Origin of the sequence: Azoarcus sp. PA01, assembly GCA_001274695.2 — a bacterium.
Lineage (GTDB): Bacteria > Pseudomonadota > Gammaproteobacteria > Burkholderiales > Rhodocyclaceae > Aromatoleum.
Window position 1 is genome coordinate 253,476 of sequence record LARU01000002.1, and the last position, 24,748, is coordinate 278,223.

Consider the following 24,748-nt stretch of genomic DNA (forward strand, 5'->3'; position numbering starts at 1 on the left):
GTCCACACGATAGTCCCTGCGGAACGGCCTGTACATCAGAAGTGCATATTCGTGGTGCCCCTTCTACCCACCGTGGGCAGCGCTGCAAATTCAGGCGACGGGCAGGTGAATCGACCCTCAGGGCTCGAATGCTTGGCGCAGGCCGGCAGTGATCCGGTCCACGGCATGCGTGGCTTGCGGAAAAAACTGTCCCAACGTGATGAAGCCGTGGACGACGCCATCCACCGTGACGTGTTCGATCTCTCCCCCCTCCGCTCGTACCCGTTCTGCAAAAGCCACGCAGTCGTCCGCCAGAGGATCGCATTCCGCCGTGACGAGAAGGATCGGCGGTAATCCGGCCAATGACGGCGCGCGCATCGGCGACGCCCGCCAGTCTTCGTCCTCGCCTGCCCGGAGGTAGTGACCGTAAAACCATTCGAGGCTCTCGCGGTCGAGGAGATACCCTTGGCTGAAAAGTTGGCGCGACGGACGCTCACTGGCGATCTGGGTGCTCGGGTAGACCAGGAACATGAACCGGATCGCGACACTTGCCCGTTTATGGGCCAGGAGCGCGCCGACAATCGAAAGGTTTCCGCCCGCACTATCCCCTCCCAACGCGATACATCCCCGGTCTATGCCCAGCAGTTGCGCCTGTTCTGCTGCCCACTCAATAGAAAAAATAGCATCCTCGACTGCGGCCGGAAAGGGATTCTCAGGCGCGAGCCGATAGTCGATCGACAGCACCGCGCAGCCGGAGCCGTTTGCCAGCTGACGACAAAGAACGTCATAACTTTCAAGGTCGCCGACGCACCAGCCGCCGCCGTGAAAGTAGATCAGCAGCGGAAGCTCGTCTTCCCCGGCGCTCTCCCGCGGGCGGTACAGGCGCGCGTTCAACGTGCTCCCGTCCGCACGCGTCATCACCACTTCCGCTGTCGCCGCAACCGCCGGAGAAGGCAGACCGCATGCCCACTGCAATTTCCGGAATGAATGTCGCGCCTGATCGACGGACAGCTCGTGAAAACGCGGGGCGCCGACACGGTAGACCATGTCCAGCAGTGCCTTCGCCTGGGATGAGAGGGGCATGCGCAGAATGCGGGGCCGGCAGGGCTGAGCCCCGATATGAAAATCAGGAGCCCCCGATTCTAACGGAGGGCAGCGACATGACGGAGGATCGAAACAGACGGTTAATATTCGGACGGAACAATGCGCGCACCGGACTGCCGCAGGATGAGTTCCATCGCCTTGCGGTCAGCGTTCGAGGCGAGTTCCACGGTAAGCACACACGCGCCGATATGCGCCATGTCGGCAACATCCGGCAATTCCTCGCCCGGCCCCTGCCCCGGCTGATTCGAATACGTCTGACCGGGAAATTCGGCCGCGACGCCGTCCGCGGTGAGATCCGTGCTGATGGCAATGCAGTTTTCCGCGATACCCGCTTCCAGAAGCCGCGCCTTCGCCTGCTGCGCCTCGCCCGGGCTGGCGAACACCCCCGTCATTACGGTGTTGCGTGTCATCTTCGACTCCTGTTTGTCGCGCACCCGCAAACGAGTTCGCACGGACGAGTTCACGCCGCCGGCATCCCGGCAACCCGGCAACCCGGCATCCCGGCCTCCAGCGCGAGATGCGATCAGTTCGCCGCCGGGTCCGTCCTGCCGCCCTCCTTGAATGCCGGGTTCGAATGGTCGTTCGCCTGCCCGGGGAGCGGCGTGGGAGGAGTCGGCTCGTTGGGCGGATCCGCTTCCGGGAGCGGCGGAGGCGGGGTCACCGGCAGCGGCGCGTTTTCCTGCTGGGCGGGCGGCTGGGCGGGAACGTCGGGAGGCGGTTCCTCTTTCTTCTCGCATCCGGCAATGAACAGTGCCGCAGCGACGACGACTGGTACGACATACGTCATGGTCCGCATCCTTCGAGAATGTCTCGTCTATTCTTAGCATCCACTGTCGTCCCTCGCCAGCGGAACGCGACGTAGGCCGTGGCCGGAGCTTGAAACGACGCAGCCGCACGAGGTCGTGCGGCTGCGTTCCTTCTCCCGACTTCCAGCCGATCAGTGAGGTTCGGCAGACGGAGGGAGCGTGGCGTGACGGCGAGGCGCGATCAGGCTTTCGGCTTGCGCGCCGCGCGTCGTCGCGGGGCCGCGGCGGGCTTGCCGCCATCCGGCGTCCGGCCGCTGTCGCCATCCTGCACGTGCTGCACCTGCGCCACCGGCAGAGCGCTCGCGACTGTTTGTCGAGCCTCCCCACTGCTGGCTAAGGGCGCAGGCGAGGCGGGCTCGGTCATCTCGACCGGTGACGATTGCGAGCCCGCGCTCGCGGACGTCGATGCCACTGCGAGGGCGTTCGGTCGCGCACGCAGGAACAGCGACTTGATGCGATCGAATCGATCGGCCGCATGCGCACTCAGGTCGCCGCTGGCGGCCAGCACGTGCTCGATCTGCTTCAGGTGCGCATCGATCTCGGCGTCGCTCTGTCCTTTGAGCAAAGTCGGGATCGCCTCCAGCGCCGCCTCGCGGTCATACTTGAGGATGAAGAATTGCTCGCGCAGCAGATGCTTGAAGTCGGCCAGTTTGAGGCCCGGCTCGAGTTCCGCACGCGACGCACGCATCCGCTTGAAGTTGCGCTCATCGGTCGCCGGGGCGCCACCAAGCACGTAGATGATCGAACGCATCTTGGCCTCGTGACTGCCCCCCGCTTCAATACGGGCATGAAGCTCGGCCTGACGGCGCTCGATGAAGCGACGATGCTCCAGTTCGGTGCCCGGACGGCGGCGGTGCGCCTGTCCGTCGGCGCGCAGGCCAACCAGAACCTGCAGCAGCGGCTGGCCATAGATGCTCAGGAAAAGCTGTTCACTGGCCTTGTCGCGCAGGTCGCGCCACGTGTCGAGACCGCGGGCGATCTGCTCGGACATGACGGTCTCGGCCCTGCGAAAGACGTTGTCCTCGCCGACCGGATGGCGGTCGGCGCGCACTTTCTCGGCGAGTGCCGGCAGCGACAGGGTGAGCGGGTTGCGGTTGGAAAGCAGGCGGTAGCCGAGACGGTTCGGATGCATGCGGCGCATCCATTTGGCCGACGCGGGCGTCGACATCGCGCGCACCCAAGGCTGCAAGAACAGGCGATAGAGGCCCAGGTTGATCTCGGAAATGCGGGCGACCGTGGCGAAACGCGCTTCATCGTCGGGACGGTGGCCGATCTCGCGATCGAGTTCGGCGACCGTGCGCGGCGTAAACTCGAGCAGGTACTCGCGCTCGATCAGCCCCGCATCGGCACGCTCGTCGGCGCGCGAAATCGACGTCTCGTAGAGTCCCGGCGGCAGCACGTCGATGTAGTCCATGTTGGCGGTGAACTCGGTGTGCTCCTTGCGCGAGACGCTGCCCGAGACGAAGATGCCCAAGTGACCGGTGCTGTCGTGCACGCAATACACAATCGTCTGTTCGTTGGCGATGATGCCGTCAACCCCTTCATAGAGGTCGCGCACCCAGCCCAGGGCCTGCGGCGGCGGGGTGATGTCATCGCCCCGCGAGCAGAACACCACGACCGGCGAGCGCACGTTGCGCAAGTCGATGCGCCGCCCGTCGGACGTCATCAGCTGGGCGGTCGAAAGACGGTTTCCAATGAACAGGTTATCGACGATGTACTGGATCTCCTGGCCGCCGAGCACGACGTGCCCGCCCCACCAGCGCTCGAACTCCAAATAGCGCACAGCCTCGGTATCGACATTCGCGAACACTCGGTACTGCTTGGTCCACCACGTGTTGGCCGGGTTGAGGTTTTCGAAGTTCTGGACCAGCCAGGCGCCATCGAACAGCCCGTTGCCCATGTCGCTCAACAGTGCCGTCATCCAGCTGCCGCCGGACAGGCCCCCGGTATAGCGCATCGGCGCCTTGCCCCGCTCGCCCGCCCAGTATGAAAGCGGCGAGCCGGCGATCAGGATCGGGCCGAACAGGTCCGGCTCCAGAGCCGCGGCCATCATGATCTGCCAGCCCGCCTGGCAGTTGCCGACGACCATCGGCTTTTCCGCGGTTTTCGGGTGACGTTCGATGACGCAACGCAGGAACGCGACTTCCGCCTCGACGACGTCTTCGACGGTCTGCCCCGGTTCGGGATAGGGCAGAAAACCGACGAAGTAGCACGGATGACCCGCGCGCAGCGCGACGCCGATCTCGCTGTCGGGCTTGAAACCGCCGATGCCGGGGCCGTGCCCGGCGCGCGGATCGACGACGACGAAAGGCCGCCGCTGCGGGTCGATCTCGATGCCCGGCGGAGGCAGGACCCGCATCAGTTCATAATTCACCGGCCGCGGCAGTTCGCGGCCGTCCATCAGCACTTCGGTCTCGAAACCCAGCACGCTGGGCTTGGTCTTCTCGATATGCTCGAGGTACTGGTTACCACGATGGCGCATCACGTCCATGAACAGCACGCTGCGCTCGACGGCATCCCGCCAGTAGTCGAAGGCGGACCGTGCGAAACCGAACGGATCCATCAGGGGCAGTGTCGCTGCCGAAGGTACCGGTATCGGGAAATTCATTCTGAACTCCATGTATTGTCGTGGCGGAAGGCAAGTGCCATGCTCCACGAAAGTCTAACTTGCCGCCCGGCCTCGTAAGCCGGGCCATGCCAGCGTTAGGTGACACTCGCAAGTGGAAAGTGTTCCAGGCGCTTTGCTGCCGATGCTGGCGTCGTCCCGGCAACGGGCGAACGAAGCGGTTGTGACCGGCGTTTCCCTGGCTTGCGTTTGTTGTCCGACGCGCGTCGGCAGCAATGTTCCGCCTACAAGCTCGAGCCGTCTACCAGGACGTCGCATTCCCGCGGCGAGATTTGGCGAAAGTACTCGCTTCAGCGCTGCGTTTGCCGAAATCCGTGCGCGCCTTCGTCCAAATCTGCTACAACCGACCATCCCCTCCTTTCTGTCCGTTACGGAGCCTTCGCCATGGCCGGAACCACCTTGCTCACGCTGATCGACGACATTGCGAGCATCCTGGACGACGTCGCCACGATGACCAAGGTGGCGGCCAAGAAGACCGCCGGCGTGCTCGGTGATGACCTGGCCCTCAATGCGCAACAGGTCACGGGTGTGCAGCCCGACCGCGAACTGCCAGTCGTCTGGGCGGTGGCAAAAGGTTCATTGCTGAACAAAGTGATCCTCGTCCCGTCGGCGCTGCTGGTCAGCTGGCTCGCGCCGTGGCTCATCACCCCGTTGCTGATGGTCGGCGGTGCATTCCTGTGTTTCGAAGGCTTCGAAAAACTGGCCCACAAGTTCCTGCACTCGCCTGCGGAGGATGAAGCGGAACACCGGAAAACCTTGCAGGCGCTGAGCGACCCAGGCGTGGATCTGGTTGCGCTTGAAAAGGAAAAGATCAAGGGGGCGGTGCGCACCGATTTCATCCTTTCGGCGGAGATCGTGGTCATCACGCTGGGCACGGTGGCGGCCGCCTCCCTGATGCAGCGGGTGAGCGTCCTGGTCGGCATATCGCTGCTGATGACGGTGGGCGTATATGGTCTGGTGGCCGGCATCGTCAAGCTCGACGACCTCGGTCTACACCTGCAGCGCGGCCCGTCCCCCCTGCGTCGCCGCCTGGGCGAAGGGCTGCTGCGCACCGCACCTTGGCTGATGAAGACGCTCTCGGTCCTGGGCACTGCAGCGATGTTCATGGTCGGCGGCGGCATCCTGCTGCACGGCTGGCCCACGCTCGCTCATGCCGTCGAAGAATTTTCGGCAGCTTTCGGCGGGCTGCTCAGTAGCTTGCTGAATACGGCGGCAGGAGCCGGGATCGGCGTGATCGCCGGCGCCGTCGTGCTGGGTGCCGTCACATTGCTGCAACGCTTGCGCCGATGACTCGAACGACATGGCTGAATGAAGAAAGTCGAGCGCGAATCGATGGTCGAGCCGCTCGCCAATTGCGTCACGGGCCGGCAAGGGCTAGGATTTATTTAATCATGTCGCATGGCTCTGGAGACTGCGATGCGTTCGACGAGGCGACTTTTCGCCATTCTTGTGCGATGCGTGCCAGCAGGGGCAGCCGACTGAGCGTGATGCCCCATTGACGGGAGGCCGGATCATGAGTCACAAACACCGGGCCGTTCTGGAATCGATTTTTCACGAACCGCCGAAAAGCAACATTCAGTGGCGCGAGGTCGAGTCCTTGCTCAACCATCTCGGCGCTGTCATCGAGCCAGGCCACGGCGGACGCTTCCGTGTCGAGTTGAACCGCCACGAGTTCTTCCTCCACCATCCCCACCACAGCAACGAGTTCAGCAAGCAATCCGTCAAACAGTTGCGCGAGTTTTTGGCCGACGCCGGAGTCACTCCCTCGCTCTACGAGGCGAATCACGAATAAGGAACGTCGACCTCGACCACGCGCGTCCGAGCTTGCCCTCCCTGCGCCGGCAGCACAGCGGCTCGTGGTCTAGAGTGAATCGACGCGCAGGCTGGTCCCGCGCGGAGTGTCACAACGGAGGGTGTCATGGGGGAATTCGACAAGGAACCGGTCGTCGCGGTCCTGAACCGCATCCTCGAATCCGAACTGGCCGGCGTCGTGCGCTACACGCATTACTCCTTCCTCGTGTTCGGCTTCGGCCGCATCCCGATTGTCTCGTGGCTGCGCGAGCAGGCCGACGAGTCGCTGATGCATGCGCGCATGGTCGGCGAATGGGTCACGACGCTCGGCGCCTACCCGTCGCTCGCGATCGGTCCGCTGCTCGACTCGCACAAGCACGATATCGGGGCGATCCTGCGCGAGTCCCTCGAAGCCGAGCGCGCCGCCCTGCAGCTGTACCGCGATCTGCTCGCGCTCGTCACCGACCGCTCGGTTGCGCTCGAGGAATTTGCACGGCGGATGATCGAGGTCGAGGAATTGCATCTTGCGGAAGTCGACAAGATGTTGCGCAAACCCGGGGACGTGTCGGCGTTCGCCCCGCAGTCGCCGTAGGAATGTGGGTGCGGGCGCTGGTCGCACCGGGGGCAGGCCAAGCGCGTTCCTCCCCGGCATAGTACGTCACGCCATCACGAAGCCGGCAAAAGGCTTCCATCCGGCTTTCCACAGGTTGCGCACTGCGTCATGTCATTTCCCTATCTCTGGCACGGGAATGTCGGAACACCAAGGGGAATGCGGATGATTAATCGAAGGATAAAAAAATTCGTTGTCTATTTTGTTGCGCCGCACAAGGTCTTCGCCTATTCTTCAGCTGTCTCCTCCACCCTCCTCCTTTGGTGTGGATTTCAGCCCGGGCCCGAAAGTGCTCGGGCTTTTTCTTGGTTTCTGAGGACCTCGTTTCTGCGGACTTCTCGAGGGACGTCAGGGGTTCGGATCGTTCTTCCTGACACCGCGCAGGTTCATCGCGAAAAGCCCGATCTGCAGTCCGATCAGTGCGTAGGCGCCGTCGTGCCAGCCCCACGCGATCCACAAGGCGTTGCTCGCGATAAAGCACCAGAAGCCCCAGTTGCGCTTGCGTGAATCCTGCGAACCGACGAACCATGCGGCGACGAGCGTGACGATCATCGCGGGCCACTGCAGTGCGTCCAGAAATTCCGTCATCACCGCCCGCCGGGGAGGAGTCGGGAAGGATTTTTCAAGGTTTGCGCGTGAGGAGGCCGACCAGAGCACTCGTGCGCTGGGCACGGAGCGGTGATTGCGACTTCGTCCGGTCGGAGCACGACCACGAATCGCATCGGACTATGCCTTGTCCAGATCGGGAAACAACACATCGGTGTAGCCGAAGCGACTGAAGTCGCGCACCCGCATCGGGTAGAGCACTCCAGCCAGGTGGTCGCACTCGTGCTGCACCACCCGGGCGTGAAAACCTTCGGCAACGCGATCGATCGTCTGGCCACGCGGATCGACGCCCTGATAACGGATACGCGTGTGGCGCGGAACGATGCCGCGCAGTCCGGGCACCGACAGGCACCCTTCCCAGCCCTCCTCGACACGTTCATCGAGCGGGGTGATCACCGGGTTCAACAAGACCGTCCGCGGCACCGGTGGAGCGTCCGGGTAGCGTTCGCTGCGCTCGAAACCGAAAATCACCACCTGCAGCCCGACGCCGATCTGTGGCGCCGCCAGCCCGACACCGCCGTGGGCCGTCATCGTGTCGAACAGGTCGACGACGAGCGCGGCGAGCGCTGCCGTGCCGAAGGCGTCGACCGGCGCGGCGGGCTGGAGCAGGCGCGGGTCGCCCATGCGAAGAAGTGTGCGGATCGTCATCGATTCGGTCGGCTATCGAAAATAATCAAAACAACGCTCGGATCAGGGCGGCGGCGCCGTCGGCACGATCCTCAACGGCCCGTGACCGGCCCGTCGTTGACCAGATGAACCTGCATCTCGGCACCGAATTCGCCGCTCTGGACCTCGGGGTACGAGGCGCGGGCACACCGCACGAAGGCCTCGTACAGGCGCAATCCGTCGGCGGGCGCGGCGGCTGCGCTGAAGCTGGGCCGATTGATTGCCGCCCGAGGTGTCGGCAGCCAGGGTGAATTGACTCACGATCAACAGTCCCCCGCCCACATCCTGCACCGACCGATTCATACGTCCTGAACGTCCGCAAAGATGCGCAGCTTGAGCAACTTGGCGAGCAGACGCGCGCCTTCGGCTTCGGTATCGCCGCGCTCGGCGCACAAGAACACCAGCAGCCCGTGGCCAATTCGGCCTACGACTTGAACGATCTGCCAGTGAATGATTGCGCCAACACTGGCGTCTGCGACCCATAAGGAAAAAGCCAGCACGAGGCTGGCTTTTGGAATTGGTGGACCGAAAGGGGATCGAACCCTCGACCTCTGCATTGCGAACGCAGCGCTCTCCCAGCTGAGCTATCGGCCCTCAAGAGCGGCGAATTATAGCGGTGGTGTTTTCATTTTGAAAGGGGTTTTTCACGTTTCGTCGGCGTCGCCCGAGCCGGCGGCGGCGCGTCCGAGGCGGTCATTGACCGCTTGCCACTCGTCGGTGGCGGGCAGGGTTTCGACGACGATGCAATCGGCGCCGCAGGCGTCGAGGTCGCGCAGGTTGGCGTAGAGCGCGTGGGCATAGCCGGCAGCATCGAGCGGCACGGCGCGCCAGGTCAGGCGCGCATCGTGCGGATCGTCGCAGCGGTGCGCGAGAACGGCGACGCGGCTTCCTTCGGCGGCGAGCGTTGCCGCGAGTTCGACGAGCTGCGAAGCGGCGACCATCTGCAGTGGCGTGCGCGGTGCGTAGTGCGCCGACAGCGAGCCCGATACGCGCGGTTCGCCGTCGTCGGTGGCACCGCCCGTTTCGTCCGCGACGCTGGCCTCGCCGGTCGGCGTGGGGCGGGAGCGCGGGAGGCGGCCGATGACGGAGGCGATGTCTTCGGCAGAGATCGCGCCGGGGCGCAGGATCTGCGGCGCGTCGCGCGACAGGTCGAGGATCGTGGATTCGATGCCGACCGCGCACGGGCCGCCGTCGAGGATCAGCGCGACCTTGTCGCCGAGTTCCTGCCGCACGTGCTCGGCAGTGGTCGGGCTGATGCGGCCGAAGCGGTTGGCGGAGGGCGCGGCGATACCGGAACCGAAAGCCTGCAGCAGCGCGAGCGCGACGGGGTGGTCCGGCACACGCAGGCCGACCGTGTCCTGACCGCCGGTGATGACGTCGGGGACGCCGTGCTGACGCTTCAGGATCAAGGTCAGCGGCCCGGGCCAGAAGGCGCGGGCGAGCGCGAAAGCATCGTCCGGAATCTCGCGCGCCCAGCGCGCCAGATGGCGAGCATCGGGCAGGTGAACGATCAGTGGGTGATCGACGGGGCGCCCTTTCGCGGCGAAGATCCGGCCGACCGCGGCAATATTGAGCGCGTCGGCGGCAAGCCCGTAGACCGTCTCGGTCGGCATGCCGACGAGTTCGCCGGCGCGCAGCAGCCCGGCGGCGCGACGGATCTCGTCGTTCGCCGCAGCGACGTCAGCGCTCGTCATCGCGAATGCCGATCACTGCCCGCCCGTGCAGCGCCGCGGCCAGCGTTTTTTCGGCGTCGTCGCCGATCACGGTGAAATGCCCCATTTTTCGCCCGGCGCGCGCGTGATATTTCGCGTACAGGTGCAGGCGGAGATTCGGTACCGCGTGGAGCACGGACCAGTCCGGTTCGCGGTATGGGCTGCCGGCAGGCGCGCCGTCGTACCAGAGTTCGCCGAGCAGATTCACCATCACGGCGATGCTGTGCGCGCGCGGCTCGCCGAGCGGCAGTCCGCACAGTGCCCGTACCTGCTGCTCGTACTGGCTGGTGACGCAGGCATCGATCGTGTGATGGCCGCTGTTGTGCGGGCGCGGCGCCATTTCGTTCACGTAAAGCGCGCCGCCGCAGACGAAGAACTCGACACCGAGCGTGCCGACATAGCCGAGCTTTCCGGCGATCTGTCCGGCGACTTCGCGGGCCCGCGCGGTGAGTGCCGGGGCGACCCGGGCTGGCGCGATGGTGACATCGAGAATGCCGTGGCGGTGGCGGTTTTCCGACGGGTCGAAGCAGCGCATGTTGCCCGACTCGTCGCGCGCGAGGACGACCGACAGTTCGCAATCGAGGTCCAGCATTTTCTCGAGCACGCAGGCTTCGCCGCCGAACTGGTGGAACGCGTGCAAGGCTTCGTCGGAGTTTGCGACACGCGCCTGGCCCTTGCCGTCATAGCCGAAGCGCGCCACCTTGAGGACTGCCGGGAACAGCCCGGGACCGGCATTGCGGACTTCGGCCTCGTTGCGCACGACCGCGAACGGGCCGTGCGGCAGGTCGTTGTCGGCAAGGAAAGTCTTCTCTGCGATGCGGTTCTGGCAGACCGCGACCGCGCTCGCCGAAGGGTGCACCGAAAGGAATTTGGCGAGGTAATCGAGCGTCGCGGCCGGGACGTTTTCGAACTCGGTCGTCACCCCGGCACAGGCCGCGGCGAGTTCGTCGAGCGCGGCGTAGTCATCGTAGGCGGCGACGAGGTGGCGGTCGGCGATCAGGCCGGCCGGGCTGTGCGAGTCCGGATCGAGGACCCACACGCGGTACCCCATTTCGTGGGCGGCAGAAACGAAGAAGCGGCCGAGTTGGCCGCCACCGAGCATGCCGAGGGTTGCGGGAGGGAGGATCATCGCGCCCTCCGCCGGGGCAGGCCCGAAAGGACGTTCGCCCGCGGGGGCAGCGTAGCGGCCAGCGCCGCAAGCGCGAGGGCCGTCATACCGGGTCCAGCGTCATGTCGAGCACCGCCTGCGTCTGCCGGGCGCGGAACGCGGCGAGTTTCTCGGCGAGTGCGGCGTCTTCGTTGGCGAGCAGCGCGACCGCGAAAAGCGCCGCATTGGCCGCGCCGGCTTCGCCGATCGCGAAAGTCGCGACCGGGATGCCTTTGGGCATCTGTACGATCGACAGCAGCGAATCCTGCCCAGACAGCGCTTTCGACTGCACCGGCACGCCGAGCACCGGCAGCGTCGTCTTCGCCGCGACCATGCCCGGCAGGTGTGCCGCGCCGCCCGCGCCGGCGATGATCGCCTTGAGGCCGCGTTCGCGCGCGCTGTCGGCATAGACGAACATCAGATCGGGCGTGCGGTGGGCGGACACCACGCGGGCCTCGTACGGCACGTCGAATTCGGCGAGCATCTTCGCTGCCGCGTGCATCGTCGGCCAGTCGGAATTCGAACCCATGATGATTCCGACGAGAGGTTTGTCGCTCATCGTCTCAACCTTTGCGGCGCGCGACGCGCTCGGCCGACTCGACGGTGTTCGCGAGCAGCATCGTGATCGTCATCGGGCCGACGCCGCCCGGCACCGGCGTGATCAGCGACGCAACTTTCCGAGCCGACTCGAAGTCGACGTCGCCGCACAGCTTGCCGGCATCCGGCCCTTCGGTCAGGCGGTTGATGCCGACGTCGATGACGACAGCGCCCGGCTTGATCATGTCGCCCGTGACGAAGCGCGGCTTGCCGATCGCCGCGACGAGGATGTCGGCGCGGCGGGTGTGGAACGCGAGGTCACGCGTCTTCGAGTGGGTGACCGTCACGGTCGCGCCGGCGTTGGTCAGCAGCATCGCCATAGGCTTGCCGACGATGTTCGAGCGGCCGATGACGACCGCTTCGGCGCCCTGCACCGGCACGTCCCCGGCTTCGAGCATCTTCATGACGCCGTGCGGCGTGCACGGCAGGAACGCTTCCTGGCCCTGCGACAGGCGGCCGACGTTCTCGGCGTGGAAACCGTCGACGTCCTTCTCGACGCGGATCGCCTCGAGCACTTCGGCTTCATTGAACTGCTTCGGCAACGGCAGCTGCACGAGGATGCCATGCACTGCGGGATCGGCGTTGAGCTCGGCGATCTTCGCCATGACTTCGGCAGCATCGACATCGGCGGCGAAATCGAAACGCAGCGAACGGATACCCGCTTTCTCGCACGCGGCAACCTTGTTGCGCACATACACTGCCGACGCGGGATTCGCGCCGACCAGGATCACCGCGAGACACGGCTGCACGCCCCGGGCGGCAAGCGCAGCGGCGCGCTCGGCGAGTTCGCCGCGGACGCGCGCGGAAAGGGCGTTGCCGTCAAGAATGCGAGCGGTCATCGTCGTTATCCCAAAAACCGGCGATTTTATCGCACGATCAGGGGCTTGTGCGCGTGCGACGCTCACGCGGCGAGCGTTTCTCCGGCAACCGCCTGCCGGCCGGCGGCGAACGCTTCGCGATTGGCGTCGACGAGCTGCGGTTTGCGGCTGCCGAAGCGCGCCAGCACCGCGTCGCGCAGCACTTCCGCCGGGAACGGCAGCCAGTCCGAACTCGCGCCGAGCATCACCGTGTTGCCGAGCCGGATGTTGCCGAGTTGCACCGCGAGCGCCGTCGCGTCGAAATCATGCACCCGCAGGCCGAGCGCGCGCATCTGCGCGACCGGTTCGTCGGGATAGTCGAACAGTCCGATATTGACGACCGGCGGCACGATGCGCCCGCTGTTGACGAGCGCGACGCCGCCGGGGCGCAGCATGTGACCCCAGCGCAGCGCTTCGGCGGACTCGAAGCCGATCAGCAGGTCGGCGTCGCCGGCAAGGATCTGCGGCGACAGCACCTCGGGACCGAAGCGCAGGTGCGACGTGACGACGCCGCCGCGCTGGCTCATGCCGGCGACTTCGGTTTTCTTGACGTCGAAGCCGAGCGAGATCGCCGCTTCGGCGAGGATTTCGGTGGCGGTCATGACGCCCTGCCCGCCGACGCCGCACACGAGAATGTTGGTGACTTTCGACATATCGCTCATTTCCTGACGAACTGCACGGGCTGCAGCGTTTGCACGGGCTCGGCGTGGATGATCGCTTCGGGGGCGCACGGCTGCACGCACAGGCCGCACCCGGTGCAGGCCGACGTGTCGATGCGTACGAACGACAGGTCGACTTCCTTGCCGGATGCCTTGACCTCCTTGTCGCGCCGCGTCACGTGGATCGCCGGACAGCCGACATCGACGCAGTTGCCGCAGCCGGTGCAGCGATCCTCCTTCACCAGGTACGGCTTCGTCGGCACGTAATGGTCGATCAGCACGCACGGGCGATCGGTGATGATGACCGACGGCTCCTCGATTTTCGTCTCTTCGCGCAGCGCCTTGAACAGCACCGGCAGCTGGTAGGGATCGAGGACGCGAATGCGCTCCTTCTTCACGCCGAGCGCTTCGCACAGCTTGGCGAAATCGACGCGGGTGGTTTCCTCGCCGTGCAGGTCGCGCCCGCTGCCGGGGTTGTCCTGGCCGCCCGTCATGCCCACGGCACGGTTGTCGAGCAGCAGCACCGTGACGTTGCCGCGGTTCCACGTGATGTCGAGCAGGCCCTGCATGCCCATGTGCATGAAGGTCGAGTCGCCGATCACGGCGACGACCTTCTTGTTCTCATCGACCTTGCCGCGGCCCTTGTCCATGCCGAGCGCGGTGCCCATCGACGCCCCCATCGAGATGCAACTGTCGAGCGCGTTCCACGGATGGCCGGCACCGAGCGTGTAGCAGCCGATATCGCCGGCGATCATCACGTTGCGCATCTGCGACAGGGTGTAATAGACGCCGAGATGCGGACACGCGACGCACATCGTCGGCGGACGCGGGAACACTTGTTGCGGCACGACGTGTTCGGGCTCGGGGACGGCTTCGCCGCGCAAGCGGGCGACGCCCAGGTGCAGCGCGTCGGGCGCGAGTTCGCCGGTGCGCGGCAGCACGTCCTTGCCGTAACATGCGATGCCGGCGGCCTTGAGCTCGGTTTCGAGCAGCGGCTCGGTCTCCTCGACGACCAGCAGGCTGTCGACGGTCGCGGCGAATTCACGGAGGCTTTCGAGCGGCGGCGGACAGGAAAGACCCAGCTTGAACACCGGCGCATCCGGGAAAGCCTCGCGCACGTGCATGAACGCCGGGCCGGAAGTCACGAAGCCGATACGCCGGTCGCTGCCGTCAACAACGAAGTTCAGCGGCGAAGTCTGGGCTTCGGCGCGCACCGCCGCTTCGCGCTCGAACATCAGCGGCAGGCGCGGCTTCGCATTGCCCGGCACCATCACCCAGCGGCGCGGGTCCTTCGTGAAGCCGCCCGGCTCGACCGCCTCGCGCTCGCCGGCGACGACAACACCCTTGACGTGGCAGATGCGCGTCGTCAGGCGCAGGATCACCGGCGTGCGAAAGCGCTCGGACAGTTCGAACGCCGCGCGCGTCATCGCATAGGCTTCCTGCGAGTCCGCCGGCTCGAGCACCGGCACGTGCGCGAATCGCCCCCAGTACCGCGAATCCTGCTCGTTCTGCGACGACGACATACCGACGTCGTCGGCAACGGCGATCACGAGCCCGCCTTCGGTGCCGGTCACGGTCATCGTCATCAACGCGTCGGACGCGACATTCAGGCCGACGTGCTTCATCGCGCAGAACGCGCGCGCGCCGACCATCGAGGCGCCGAGCGCGACTTCGAGCGACACTTTCTCGTTGATCGACCATTCGGTGTACAGGTCGGGATACTTCGCCAGCACTTCGAGAATTTCGGTCGACGGGGTGCCGGGATAGGCGGCGGCGACACGTGTGCCGGCCTCCCACACTGCACGCGCCACGGCTTCGTTGCCGGACAGGAAAAGCCGGGCCGCTGCCGGCACGGGCTGGGACGCAGACATCGGATGGACCCCGGGGATTATGGAGCGCAAAGATTACCGATCGGTCGACTTTACTCCGTTGATCCAGATCAAGCGGCGCCACGTTGCCGCAGCTGGACACGAAAAAGTCAGCCGATACGGAATCCGGCCGTCAGCTGCTCGAGCGCTTCGGCGCTGTGCCTGAGCCGCGCCGTCGACTCGTTGCTGCCGCGGATCTCGGCGCTGCTGCGCTCGGCGACCTCGGCGACTTCCTGCATGTTCGTCGCGACGCTGTTGCTCGCCGAAGACAACTCCTTCATCGACGACACCACTTCCTCGAGGCGCACCAGCGTGTCCCGCGCGCCCTCGCGAATCTCGTGCAGCGCCTCGGCCGCCTGCTTGGACAGGCGCGCGCCCGAATCGACCTTCGACACGATCTGCTCGATGCTGGCGACGGCGCTCTCCGTTTCCGCCTGCACCGAGACGATGACCTGCGAGATCTGCGTCGTCGCGGCGCCGGTGCGCTCGGCGAGCTTGCGCACCTCGTCGGCGACGACCGCGAAGCCGCGTCCCTGTTCGCCGGCCCGCGCCGCCTCGATCGCGGCGTTCAGGGCGAGCAGGTTCGTCTGGTCGGAAATCTCGCGGATGACGTTGGCGATCTTGCCGATTTCACCGGAGCGGTCACGCAGCACCTGGATCTGCGCCGCAGCGCTGGTGACGGTGGCGGAGATCTGCGCGATGCCCTCCGACGCATCCCGCGCCAGCCCTTCGCCACGCAGCGCGACTTCGACCGTGCGCTGCGAGTTGCCGCATACTTCTTCGGTGTTCTCCGACACATGCGCGATGCTCACCGCCATCTGCTCGATCGCCGCCGCAGTGCCGCCCGCGACTTCCGACTGGCGCATCGACGCCTCATGGATCGAGCGCCCGGTATCGGCCGCTTCGCGCACCGCCACCGTCACGTCGCGCGCGTTGTCGCGCACCCGCCGGATCACTTCGGCCAGGCGTGACTGCATCTGCTCCATCGCATACGTGATGCTGCGCGTGTCGTCCGCTTCGACTTCGAGGTGCGAAGTCAGGTCGCGTTCGGCGATCTGACCGGCCACCTGCTGCAGCTCCGACGGTTCGCCGCCGAGCTGGCGCAGGATTCCGCGCCCGATGCGCCACGACAGCAGGATCACGAGCAGCGCCGCAAGGGCGCCAAAAATGAACGTGTAGCGCGTGTGCTGCCAGAACGTCTCGTCGACATCGTCGACATACACGCCGCTGCCGACCAGCCAGCCCCACGGCGCGAACCCCTGCACGTAGGAGACCTTCGGCTGCGGTTCGCTCTTGCCCGGCTTCGCCCACACGTAGTCGACGTAGCCGGCGCCAGATTTGCCGACGACTTCGACGAACTCCATGAACATGCGCTTTCCGTTCGGGTCCGCGGCGCCGCGCATGTCCTTGCCATCGAGATCGGGATTGACCGGATGCATCAGCGTGTGCGGATGCATGTCGAGGATGAAGAAGTATTCTCCCTCACCGTAACGCATGCCCTTGATGACCCCCATCGCCGCGGCCTGAGCGTCGTCGCGGGTCATCTCGCCGGCGACTTCGCGCCGCTGGAAATACTCGAGCACGCCATGCGCCGACTCGACCGCGTGCCTGGTGCTGCTCTTGCGTTCGTCGAGCATCACCTCGCCCAGGGAGCTGAGCGACTGCCACATGACCACGGCGAACAGCGCGAACGCGATCAGGACGATCAGACGCAGGCGGGTGCCCACTTTCAAATGAAAAAAACTTGGCACGAAACACCCCGGGGAAATATTGAAGCGGAAACCGACGAGGTTCTTATCGGACCGGGGCAGCGAAACTTTAGGCGCGCCGCCCGCGCCGGCGTGCCGGCGCCTTCCCGGGAGGGAAACCGTTCAGCGCGCCGCGTCCGGCTCGGCGGAAATGACGTGCTGAACCAGTTGGGCGAGCGAGTGGGCGCCCATCTTCTCCATCACTCTTGCGCGATGCACTTCGACGGTCTTGATGCTGATGCCGAGGACGTCGGCGATCTGCTTGTTGAGCTTGCCGGCGATGATCAGGTCGAGCACTTCGCGTTCGCGCTGCGTCAGGCTGCCGAGCCGGCGCGTCGTGTCGGCTTCGAGCCGGCGCTTGCTGCGGCTTTCCTGTTCGGCGGCGAGGCACCGTTCGACCAGCCCGAGCATGTCGCGGTCGCCGAACGGCTTCTCGATGAAATCGACTGCGCCTTTCTTGACCGCCGACACCGCCATCGGCACGTCGCCGTGGCCGGTGATAAAAATCACCGGCAGCGTCGAACGCTGGCGGCGCAGTTCCTCGAACAGCTCGAAACCGCTCATGCCCGGCATCCGCACGTCGAGCACCACGCAGCCGGTCATCGCCGGCTGGTACGAGGCGAGAAACTGCTCCGCCGATTCGAAGGCGATCGCGCGGTAGCCGCTCGATTCGAGCAGCCACACGAGCGAATCGCGCAGCGCCTCGTCGTCGTCGACGATATAGATGTTCTGGTCAGGCACGCCGGACGACTCGCTCACTGGCAACCTCCGTAGGCAGCGTAAAGGAGAAGATGGTACCGCCTTCAGGGTTCGAGTCGACCACCAGACGCCCATCGTGGAACTCGATGATCGAACGGCAGATGTTCAGCCCCATCCCCATCCGTTCGGTCTTGGTCGTGTAGAACGGCGTGAAGAGGCGCGCCCGATCGTCGTCGCCGATGCCGTGGCCGCGATCGATGACCGACACTTCGACGGCGCTCGGCCCGAGCGCGCGCGCCCTCACGATCAGCACGCGTTCGTCGCGCGGCAGCTCGGCCATCGAATCGATGCCGTTCTTGACGAGGTTCAGCACGACTTGCTCGATCATGATGCGGTCGGCAAACACCGCCGGCAGTGCGTCGGCAACGTCCGCGACGATGCGCGAGCTCATCCTTTTCGCGTCGATTTCGGCGAACCCGATCGCGTCGTCGAGCACCTCGGAAATCTGCACCGCGCTGCGGCGCGGCTCGCTCTTTTTCACGAACTCGCGCACCCGGCGGATGATCTTGCCGGCGCGCTCGGCCTGGAAGCTCGCTTTCTGCATCGCCGCGAGCAGGTCTTCGCCGCGGACGTTCCCCGACTGGATGCGGGTCACGCAGCCCATGCAGTAGTTCGCGATCGCGGCCAGCGGCTGGTTGAGCTCGTGCGCCAGCGTCGAAGCCATCTCGCCCATCGTGATCAGGCGCGACGTGCGCTGCAGGCGCTCGGCCTGCTGGCGCGAGACTTCGGCGGTCTGCTTGCGCTCGGTGATATCGGTGGCGATCCCCATGCGCACGACGCGGCCGTCGACCCAGCGCGTCGCGCGCTCGCGCACGTGGTACCAGCGCCCCGACAGCGGATGCTGCAGTTCGCCATCGAAGAGTTCGCGCGGCACGTCGGTCGGCTTGAGGCCGCGCGGATCGAGCCGGTAGTCACCGCGCTCGGGCTGCGGCACCGCGACGCGATGCACGGTGCGCCCGACAGCGTCGAAACCGTGGATGCTCTTGAAGGCGCGGTTCGCGAACAGGATTTCGTCGCTGCCCGCGTCGGCGACGAACACTGCCGCTTCGAGCCCGTCGAGCACCGCCTCGAAGCGCTCGTGGGCGGCTTCGAGCGCCGCGCGGATGCGCTTGGGCTCGGTGATGTCGGTCACCGAGGCCATCCAGCCGGTCTGCGTCCCGCTGTTGTCGATCAGCGGCGACAGGTAGAAGCGCGCGTCGAGCCGCTCGCCGTTCTTGCGCCGGATGCGCATCTCGAACCCCGCCGACGGCGCCCGCCCGAGCAGTGTCAGGTCGAGGTTGTCGCTGCACAGCTGCAGGTCCTCGGGGGGCCAGTACGGGAACGGCCGCGACGCGCCGATGAGTTCGTCGGGTTCGAAACCGACCAGGCGGCAAAACGCGGGGTTCACATAGATGATGCGTCCGTCGAGGTCGATCGCCCGCATCCCGGTGACGACGGATTCCTCCATCGCCTTGCGGAACGACGACTCGGCGCGCAACGCATCCTCGCCCGCCTTGCGACCGGTGATGTCGTGGGCGACCGCATAGACGAGCTTCTCCTCGCGCACCGGATTGATGCTCCACGCAAGCCACTTGAAGCTGCCGTCGACGCAGCGGCAACGGTTCTCCAGGCTCACCGGCTCGCCCGCCGACAGCCGGCGCATCTGCTCGACCGTCGCGGAGACGTCGTCGGGATGCACCAGATCAAGCAGCGGGTGACCGGGCAGGTCGTCGGGCGCGTAGCCGAGAATCCGCTCGAATGCGGGGTTCGCGCGGCGGAACACGCCATCGAGGCCGACGATGCACAGCAGGTCGAGCGACAGGTTGAACAGGCGGTCGCGTTCCTTCTCGACCTGGACGCGGCGCTGCACGTGCGTGCGCAGCAGCCACAGGCTCCACAGCACGATCACCGACAGGCCGAGGATCATCGCCGTCGGCAAGGCCTGGGGCAGCTGGCCGCCGGTGCGAAACGCGGTGGCCCGCAAGGTCAGCCCGTTGCCCGGCGGGTCGAGCGGGATCTGGTACGACACGCTCTCGTCGAGATCGCGCACGCGCGAATTGACCGCGAGGCTCTCGCCCTTGTCGCTGATCAGCGCGAGCCGGTATTTTTCGGCGAACCAGCTCGGCACGAGGTGGCGGACCATGCGGTCGATCGAATACACGCCGACCACCGCGCCGAGGAATTCGCGCCCGCGCCGCACCGGCACATAGACTTCAAGCACGACCTTGTCGCGCGGATTCGCGTAGGGCGCGCCGTAGCTCGGCCGTGAAAGTTCGCGCGCGCGGTAGAACGCCTGCGTCTGCAGGCCGGACAGCCCGTCGCCGACGAGCCAGTCGGTGGTGTCGAACGGCGCCGACCAGCGCACCGCCTCCTCCGGACCGACCCACACGATGTTCACCAGCTCGGCGTTGTTCGCGATGTGCTGGTTCGCGCGCACCTGGAAGCCGTCCATGTCGAGCGCGTCGGCAGCCAGGTCGCGCGCGAGCTGCCCGAGAAACTCCTCGGTGCCCTGCATGTGCAGGCGCATCGTCTGCTCTGCCCACTGGACGTCGCGCGCCACCGCGTTGCGCTCGCTCTCGGCTTCGCGCGTCTGCAGCAGCCACACCAGCGCGAGCATCGTCAGCGCGAACACGCCCACGGCGACATAGGGCGCGGTCCAGTACCAGCGGGCTCGCGTGAAACGGGACGAATCGATGTCGTTCATGAAAGCGAAAACCAGGGCAGGCGGCAGTTCCGAAATGAAGCGCACGGCAGCGAAAGCGTCGCCCGATGGCTCGAGCGCATTCTTGCCGCGGCGCGTCATCGGCGACATCGGGTCTTTCCCCTACCATCGGCGCGGATTCAGGAGGCCCGCGCGCGGAATGGGGCGCAATCCGACGCTGCGGGTTTTCGCCAATTCTTGCCCGGACGCATGCCGCGTAAATTGCGCCTTCGACGACAACCCCGGCGGACTTCCGCGTGCGACGCCTGATCCTTGCCCTCTTGTGCCTGCTCGCGCTGTCGGTCCACGCCGCGCCGCCGCTGCGGATCGGCGTGTCCGGCCCTTTCACGGGCGGCTCGAGCCCGATGGGCATCTCGATGCGCGAGGGGATCCGCATCGCCGCGGCCGAAATCAACGCCGGCGGCGGCGTCCTCGGCCGACCGATCGAACTCGTCGAACGCGACGACGAGGCGCGCAACGAACGCGGCGCCCAGGTCGTCCAGGAACTCGTCGAGAAGGAGCACGTCGTCGCCGGCCTCGGCATCGTCAACACCGGCGTCGCGCTCGCGAGCCAGCGCGCGTACCAGCATGCGCGCATTCCGGTGATCACGTCGGTGGCGACCGGCTCGGTCATCACGAAGCAGTTCGTGCCGCCGCAATATCCGGACAATTTCGTCTTCCGCATCTCGGCGAACGATACGCTGCAGGCGGCGATGATCGTCATGGAGGCGATCGACCGGCGCGGCCTGAAGCGGGTGTCGATTTTTCACGATGCGACCAACTACGGGCAGCTCGGCCGCGAGGACCTCGAGCGCGCGCTCGCCGCACGCGGCGTCCATCCGGTCACGGTCGAACGCTTCCAGATCCGCGAATCCGACATGACGACGCAGTTGCGCCGCGCGCGCGAGGCCGGCGCCGAAGCGATCCTGACCTACGGCATCGGCCCCGAACTCGCGCAGATCGCCAACGGCATGGCGCGGATGAACTGGCGGGTGCCGCTGATCGGCAGCTGGACGCTGGCGATGTCGAACTTCATCGACAACGCCGGCCCGAACGCCGAAGGCGCGCGGATGCCGCAGACTTTCATCGCCGAGCCGACGACCCCGCGGCGCCGCGCGTTCCTCGACGCGTGGAAGAAATCGAGCGGCAGCGCGCGCATCCCGGTGCCGCCGGCCGCGGCGCAGGGGTATGATTCCCTCCTATTGCTCGCCGCCGCGATCCGCCAGGCAGGCAGCACCGAAGGCGACCGGATACGCGAGGCGCTAGAAGAACTGCGCGAGAAGGTCGAGGGAGTCATCATGACTTATCGCCAGCCCTTCTCGAAGGACAACCACGAGACCATCACCAGCGTTCATGACATTTTCATGGGCGAGGTACGAGACGGCAAAGTGGTGTTCGCCTATGACGAGGATCGGCGCAGAGCGTCAGGCAAATGAGCCGGGCGCCTCCTCTCCCGTTTTACCCATCGGCCGGGGGACCTCTCCCTCCCTCCCTCTCCCCCGGCCGATTTTTTTCCGCTGCTCCGCCCCTTCCGCAATCGCGCCGTTTTGCGCGACTCCGGACATCGTCGCGACCGCTTCCGCCGGACCCTTCGCGCGGCAGGCGCGTCGCGTTTCACCGCGGAACACGTTCGCCCGGTCCGTCCCGCCGCGCGCGGCCTGTGACCTGCCTGCACGCCCCCCGCTGCAAAACCTTCGCCGTGAAATTTGCTGCGCCTTTATTGCGCATCACGAAAACACATTTTAGAATGTGAAACTTGCTGACCGGATGCAGGGTCGGCGATCCACGCTTCAGCCCCGACTGCTCCACAAGAGCGGAAACCGCAAACCTCAATCGATGAGGAGACAGAGAATGGCCGCTACATCGAACGTGATCCTGCAGCCCGACCAGGACAGCCAGGAAACCCAGGAATGGCTCGACGCGCTTGCCGGCGTCGTCGCCAACGAAGGCCCCGAACGGGCCCACTTCCTGATCGAGAAAATGATCGAGGCCGGCCGCGAGGAAGGGATCGACATCCCTTATTCCGCGACGACCCAGTACATCAACACGATCCCCGCCAGCCAGCAGCCGAAATACCCCGGCAACCCGGACATGGAGATCAAGCTGCACTCCTACATCCGGTGGAACGCGATGGCGATGGTCGTGCGCGCGAACAAGCACACCAACGTCGGCGGCCATATTGCATCGTTCGCGTCGGCGGCCGCCCTTTATGACGTCGGTTTTTCGCACTTCTGGCGTGCGCCGACGAAGGACAACGGCGGCGACCTGATCTTCTTCCAGGGCCACTCGGTGCCGGGCGTCTATGCCCGCGCGTACATGCTCGGCCGCCTCACCGACGAACAGCTCGACGGCTATCGCCAGGAAGTCTCCGGCAAAGGCATCTCGTCGTACCCGCACCCCTGGCTGATGCCGGACTTCTGGCAGTTCCCGACGGTGTCGATGGGGCTCGGACCCTTGTGCGCGATCTACGCGGCGCGCTTCATGAAGTACCTCGACAGCCGCGGCATGGTCGAAGCGAAGGACCGCAAGGTGTGGGCTTTCGTCGGCGACGGCGAGACCGACGAAGTCGAGACGCTCGGCGCGATCGGCATGGCCGCGCGCGAGAAGCTCGACAACCTGATCTTCGTCATCAACTGCAACCTGCAGCGTCTCGACGGCCCGGTGCGCGGCAACGGCAAGATCATCCAGGAGCTCGAAGCCGAATTCCGCGGCGCCGGCTGGAACGTCATCAAGGTCATCTGGGGCACGCACTGGGATCCGCTGCTCGCGCGCGACACCAAGGGCCTCCTGAAGAAGCGCATGATGGAATGCGTCGACGGCGAGTACCAGACTTTCAAGGCGAAGAACGGCGCCTACGTGCGCGAGCATTTCTTCAACACTCCGGAACTGAAGGCGATGGTCGCCGACTGGACCGACGACGAGATCTGGCGCCTAAACCGCGGCGGCCATGACCTGTTCAAGATCTTCTCCGCGTACAAGGCAGCGGTCGAGCACAAGGGCCAGCCGACGCTGATCCTCGCGAAGACGATCAAGGGCTTCGGCATGGGCCAGGCCGGCGAGGCGATGAACATCTCGCACCAGCAGAAGAAGCTCGACACCGACGCGGTGCGCCGCTTCCGCGACCGTTTCGAGCTGCCGGTGCCCGACGACCAGATCGCGGAGGTGCCGTACCTCAAGTTCGCCGACGATTCGCCCGAGCAGAAATACTTGCTCGAACGGCGCATGGCGCTCGGCGGCTTCCTGCCGGCTCGCCGCCGCCAGGCCGAAACGCTGCCGGTGCCGCCACTCGCCACTTTCGCCGCGCTGCTGAAATCCTCCGGCGAAGGCCGCGAGCTCTCCACGACGATGGCCGTGGTGCGCATCATGAACACGCTGATGAAGGACAAGCAGATCGGCCGCCATGTCGTGCCGATCGTCCCCGACGAATCGCGCACTTTCGGCATGGAAGGCATGTTCCGCCAGTACGGCATCTGGAACCAGGAAGGCCAGAACTACGTTCCGGAAGACCATGACCAGCTGATGTTCTACAAGGAATCGAAGACCGGCCAGGTGCTGCAGGAAGGCATCAACGAAGCCGGCGCGATGGCCGACTGGATGGCCGCGGGCACCGCATATTCGGTGCATGGCGTGCAGATGATTCCGTTCTACATCTTCTATTCGATGTTCGGCCTGCAGCGCACGATGGACCTGTGCTGGGCCGCAGGCGACCAGCGCACGCGCGGCTTCCTGATCGGCGGCACATCAGGCCGCACGACGCTCAACGGCGAAGGCCTGCAGCACGAGGACGGCCACAGCCTGCTGCTCGCGAACATGATCCCGAACTGCGTCAGCTACGACCCGACTTTCCAGTACGAAGTCGCCGTCGTCGTGCAGGACGGCATGCGCCGGATGTTCGCCGAACAGCAGGACGTGTATTACTACGTCACCGTGCTGAACGAGAACTACGAGCATCCCGAGATGCCCGCCGGCGCCGAAGCCGACATCATCAAGGGCATGTATGCGTTCCGCAAGGGCGGCGAGTCGGCAAACAAGCTGCGCGTGCAGCTGCTCGGTTCGGGGGCGATCTTCCGCGAAGTCATCGCCGCCGCCGACCTGCTGAAGAACGACTGGGGCGTCGAGTCCGACCTGTGGGGCTGCCCGAGCTTCAACGAGCTCGTCCGCGACGGCCAGGACGTCGAGCGCTTCAACATGCTGCATCCGCTCGATGCGCCGCGCACGAGCCACGTCGAGAAGTGCCTCAAGGACACGAGCGGCCCGGTTGTTGCCGCAACCGACTACATCAAGATGTTCGCCGAGCAGATCCGCCCGTTCATCAAGCGCACCTACGTCACGCTCGGCACTGACGGTTTCGGCCGCTCCGACACGCGCGAGAAGCTGCGCCACTTCTTCGAAGTCGATCGCCGCTGGATTGCGGTTGCCGCGCTGAAGGCGCTCGCCGACGACGGCCTGATCGAGCGCGACAAGGTCGCCGCCGCGCTGCTGAAGTACCAGCTCGATCCGAACAAGCCGAACCCGATGACCGTCTGAGCGCCC

General features: G+C 65.7%; 20 protein-coding genes, 1 tRNA gene and 1 pseudogene. 5 read left to right on the plus strand and 17 right to left on the minus strand.

What is annotated here, in order from left to right; genetic code table 11:
- Positions 1-117: 117 nt before the first annotated feature.
- From PA01_02255 to PA01_02270, 4 genes are all read right to left on the minus strand, one after another.
- Complete coding sequence (locus PA01_02255) at positions 118-1,062, minus strand: alpha/beta hydrolase (GenBank protein KON82251.2); 945 nt, start codon at positions 1,060-1,062, stop codon at positions 118-120.
- 101 nt (positions 1,063-1,163) lie between these two features.
- The gene (locus tag PA01_02260) at positions 1,164-1,493 is read right to left on the minus strand and encodes a hypothetical protein (protein ID KON80620.1); all 330 of its coding nucleotides are present in this window, start codon (positions 1,491-1,493) and stop codon (positions 1,164-1,166) included.
- A 113-nt stretch (positions 1,494-1,606) separates the two neighbouring features.
- The gene (locus PA01_02265) at positions 1,607-1,870 is read right to left on the minus strand and encodes a hypothetical protein (GenBank protein ID KON80621.1); all 264 of its coding nucleotides are present in this window, start codon (positions 1,868-1,870) and stop codon (positions 1,607-1,609) included.
- Positions 1,871-2,070: 200 nt separating this feature from the next.
- Positions 2,071-4,497 (minus strand): DUF3141 domain-containing protein, encoded by a 2,427-nt coding sequence (locus tag PA01_02270; GenBank protein ID KON80622.1) that lies wholly within the window; start codon positions 4,495-4,497, stop codon positions 2,071-2,073.
- 402 nt (positions 4,498-4,899) lie between these two features.
- On the opposite strand from PA01_02270, the gene PA01_02275 reads away from it, so the two are divergent.
- The 3 genes from PA01_02275 (at position 4,900) to PA01_02285 (ending at position 6,898) form a co-directional block, all read left to right on the plus strand.
- Positions 4,900-5,805: a DUF808 domain-containing protein gene (locus PA01_02275; protein KON80623.1), complete on the plus strand. Its 906-nt coding sequence runs from the start codon at positions 4,900-4,902 to the stop codon at positions 5,803-5,805.
- A gap of 223 nt (positions 5,806-6,028) precedes the next feature.
- The gene (locus tag PA01_02280; protein ID KON80624.1) at positions 6,029-6,307 is read left to right on the plus strand and encodes a type II toxin-antitoxin system HicA family toxin; all 279 of its coding nucleotides are present in this window, start codon (positions 6,029-6,031) and stop codon (positions 6,305-6,307) included.
- 126 nt (positions 6,308-6,433) lie between these two features.
- Complete coding sequence (locus tag PA01_02285; protein KON80625.1) at positions 6,434-6,898, plus strand: bacterioferritin; 465 nt, start codon at positions 6,434-6,436, stop codon at positions 6,896-6,898.
- Positions 6,899-7,264: 366 nt separating this feature from the next.
- Here PA01_02285 and PA01_02290 read toward each other — a convergent pair whose 3' ends face one another.
- From PA01_02290 to PA01_02350, 13 genes and pseudogenes are all read right to left on the minus strand, one after another.
- Positions 7,265-7,504 carry a hypothetical protein gene (locus tag PA01_02290; protein KON80626.1) on the minus strand — a complete coding sequence of 80 codons (240 nt, stop codon included), beginning with the start codon at positions 7,502-7,504 and terminating at the stop codon, positions 7,265-7,267.
- A gap of 138 nt (positions 7,505-7,642) precedes the next feature.
- Positions 7,643-8,170: a peptide deformylase gene (gene def, locus PA01_02295; protein ID KON80627.1), complete on the minus strand. Its 528-nt coding sequence runs from the start codon at positions 8,168-8,170 to the stop codon at positions 7,643-7,645.
- A 42-nt stretch (positions 8,171-8,212) separates the two neighbouring features.
- A pseudogene (gene dtd, locus PA01_02300) lies at positions 8,213-8,643 on the minus strand (D-aminoacyl-tRNA deacylase).
- Positions 8,644-8,706: 63 nt separating this feature from the next.
- A tRNA-Ala gene (locus PA01_02305) sits at positions 8,707-8,782 on the minus strand.
- 50 nt (positions 8,783-8,832) lie between these two features.
- Positions 8,833-9,882 carry an L-threonylcarbamoyladenylate synthase gene (locus PA01_02310; protein KON80628.1) on the minus strand — a complete coding sequence of 350 codons (1,050 nt, stop codon included), beginning with the start codon at positions 9,880-9,882 and terminating at the stop codon, positions 8,833-8,835.
- The gene (locus PA01_02315; GenBank protein KON80629.1) at positions 9,869-11,029 is read right to left on the minus strand and encodes a 5-(carboxyamino)imidazole ribonucleotide synthase; all 1,161 of its coding nucleotides are present in this window, start codon (positions 11,027-11,029) and stop codon (positions 9,869-9,871) included. Before PA01_02315 ends, PA01_02310 begins: the two co-directional genes overlap by 14 nt.
- A gap of 82 nt (positions 11,030-11,111) precedes the next feature.
- Positions 11,112-11,606, minus strand: a complete 495-nt coding sequence (gene purE, locus PA01_02320; protein KON80630.1) for a 5-(carboxyamino)imidazole ribonucleotide mutase — start codon at positions 11,604-11,606, stop codon at positions 11,112-11,114.
- A 4-nt stretch (positions 11,607-11,610) separates the two neighbouring features.
- Complete coding sequence (gene folD, locus PA01_02325; GenBank protein ID KON80631.1) at positions 11,611-12,483, minus strand: bifunctional methylenetetrahydrofolate dehydrogenase/methenyltetrahydrofolate cyclohydrolase FolD; 873 nt, start codon at positions 12,481-12,483, stop codon at positions 11,611-11,613.
- A gap of 62 nt (positions 12,484-12,545) precedes the next feature.
- Positions 12,546-13,154 carry an indolepyruvate oxidoreductase subunit beta gene (locus tag PA01_02330; protein KON80632.1) on the minus strand — a complete coding sequence of 203 codons (609 nt, stop codon included), beginning with the start codon at positions 13,152-13,154 and terminating at the stop codon, positions 12,546-12,548.
- Positions 13,155-13,159: 5 nt separating this feature from the next.
- Positions 13,160-15,031, minus strand: coding sequence for a thiamine pyrophosphate-dependent enzyme (locus PA01_02335; protein KON80633.1), 1,872 nt, complete (start codon positions 15,029-15,031; stop codon positions 13,160-13,162).
- A 107-nt stretch (positions 15,032-15,138) separates the two neighbouring features.
- Entirely contained in the window at positions 15,139-16,779 is a 1,641-nt protein-coding gene (locus tag PA01_02340; protein KON80634.2) for a methyl-accepting chemotaxis protein, read from the minus strand.
- A gap of 120 nt (positions 16,780-16,899) precedes the next feature.
- Positions 16,900-17,535 (minus strand): response regulator transcription factor, encoded by a 636-nt coding sequence (locus PA01_02345; GenBank protein ID KON80635.1) that lies wholly within the window; start codon positions 17,533-17,535, stop codon positions 16,900-16,902.
- Complete coding sequence (locus tag PA01_02350; GenBank protein KON82252.1) at positions 17,510-20,218, minus strand: PAS domain S-box protein; 2,709 nt, start codon at positions 20,216-20,218, stop codon at positions 17,510-17,512. The genes PA01_02345 and PA01_02350 overlap by 26 nt, the downstream gene beginning before the upstream one ends.
- A 254-nt stretch (positions 20,219-20,472) precedes the next feature.
- Between PA01_02350 and PA01_02355 the strand changes: the two genes are divergently transcribed.
- Positions 20,473-21,651 (plus strand): ABC transporter substrate-binding protein, encoded by a 1,179-nt coding sequence (locus PA01_02355; protein ID KON80636.2) that lies wholly within the window; start codon positions 20,473-20,475, stop codon positions 21,649-21,651.
- A 415-nt stretch (positions 21,652-22,066) separates the two neighbouring features.
- Positions 22,067-24,742: a pyruvate dehydrogenase (acetyl-transferring), homodimeric type gene (gene aceE, locus PA01_02360; protein ID KON80637.1), complete on the plus strand. Its 2,676-nt coding sequence runs from the start codon at positions 22,067-22,069 to the stop codon at positions 24,740-24,742.
- Positions 24,743-24,748 lie beyond the last annotated feature (6 nt).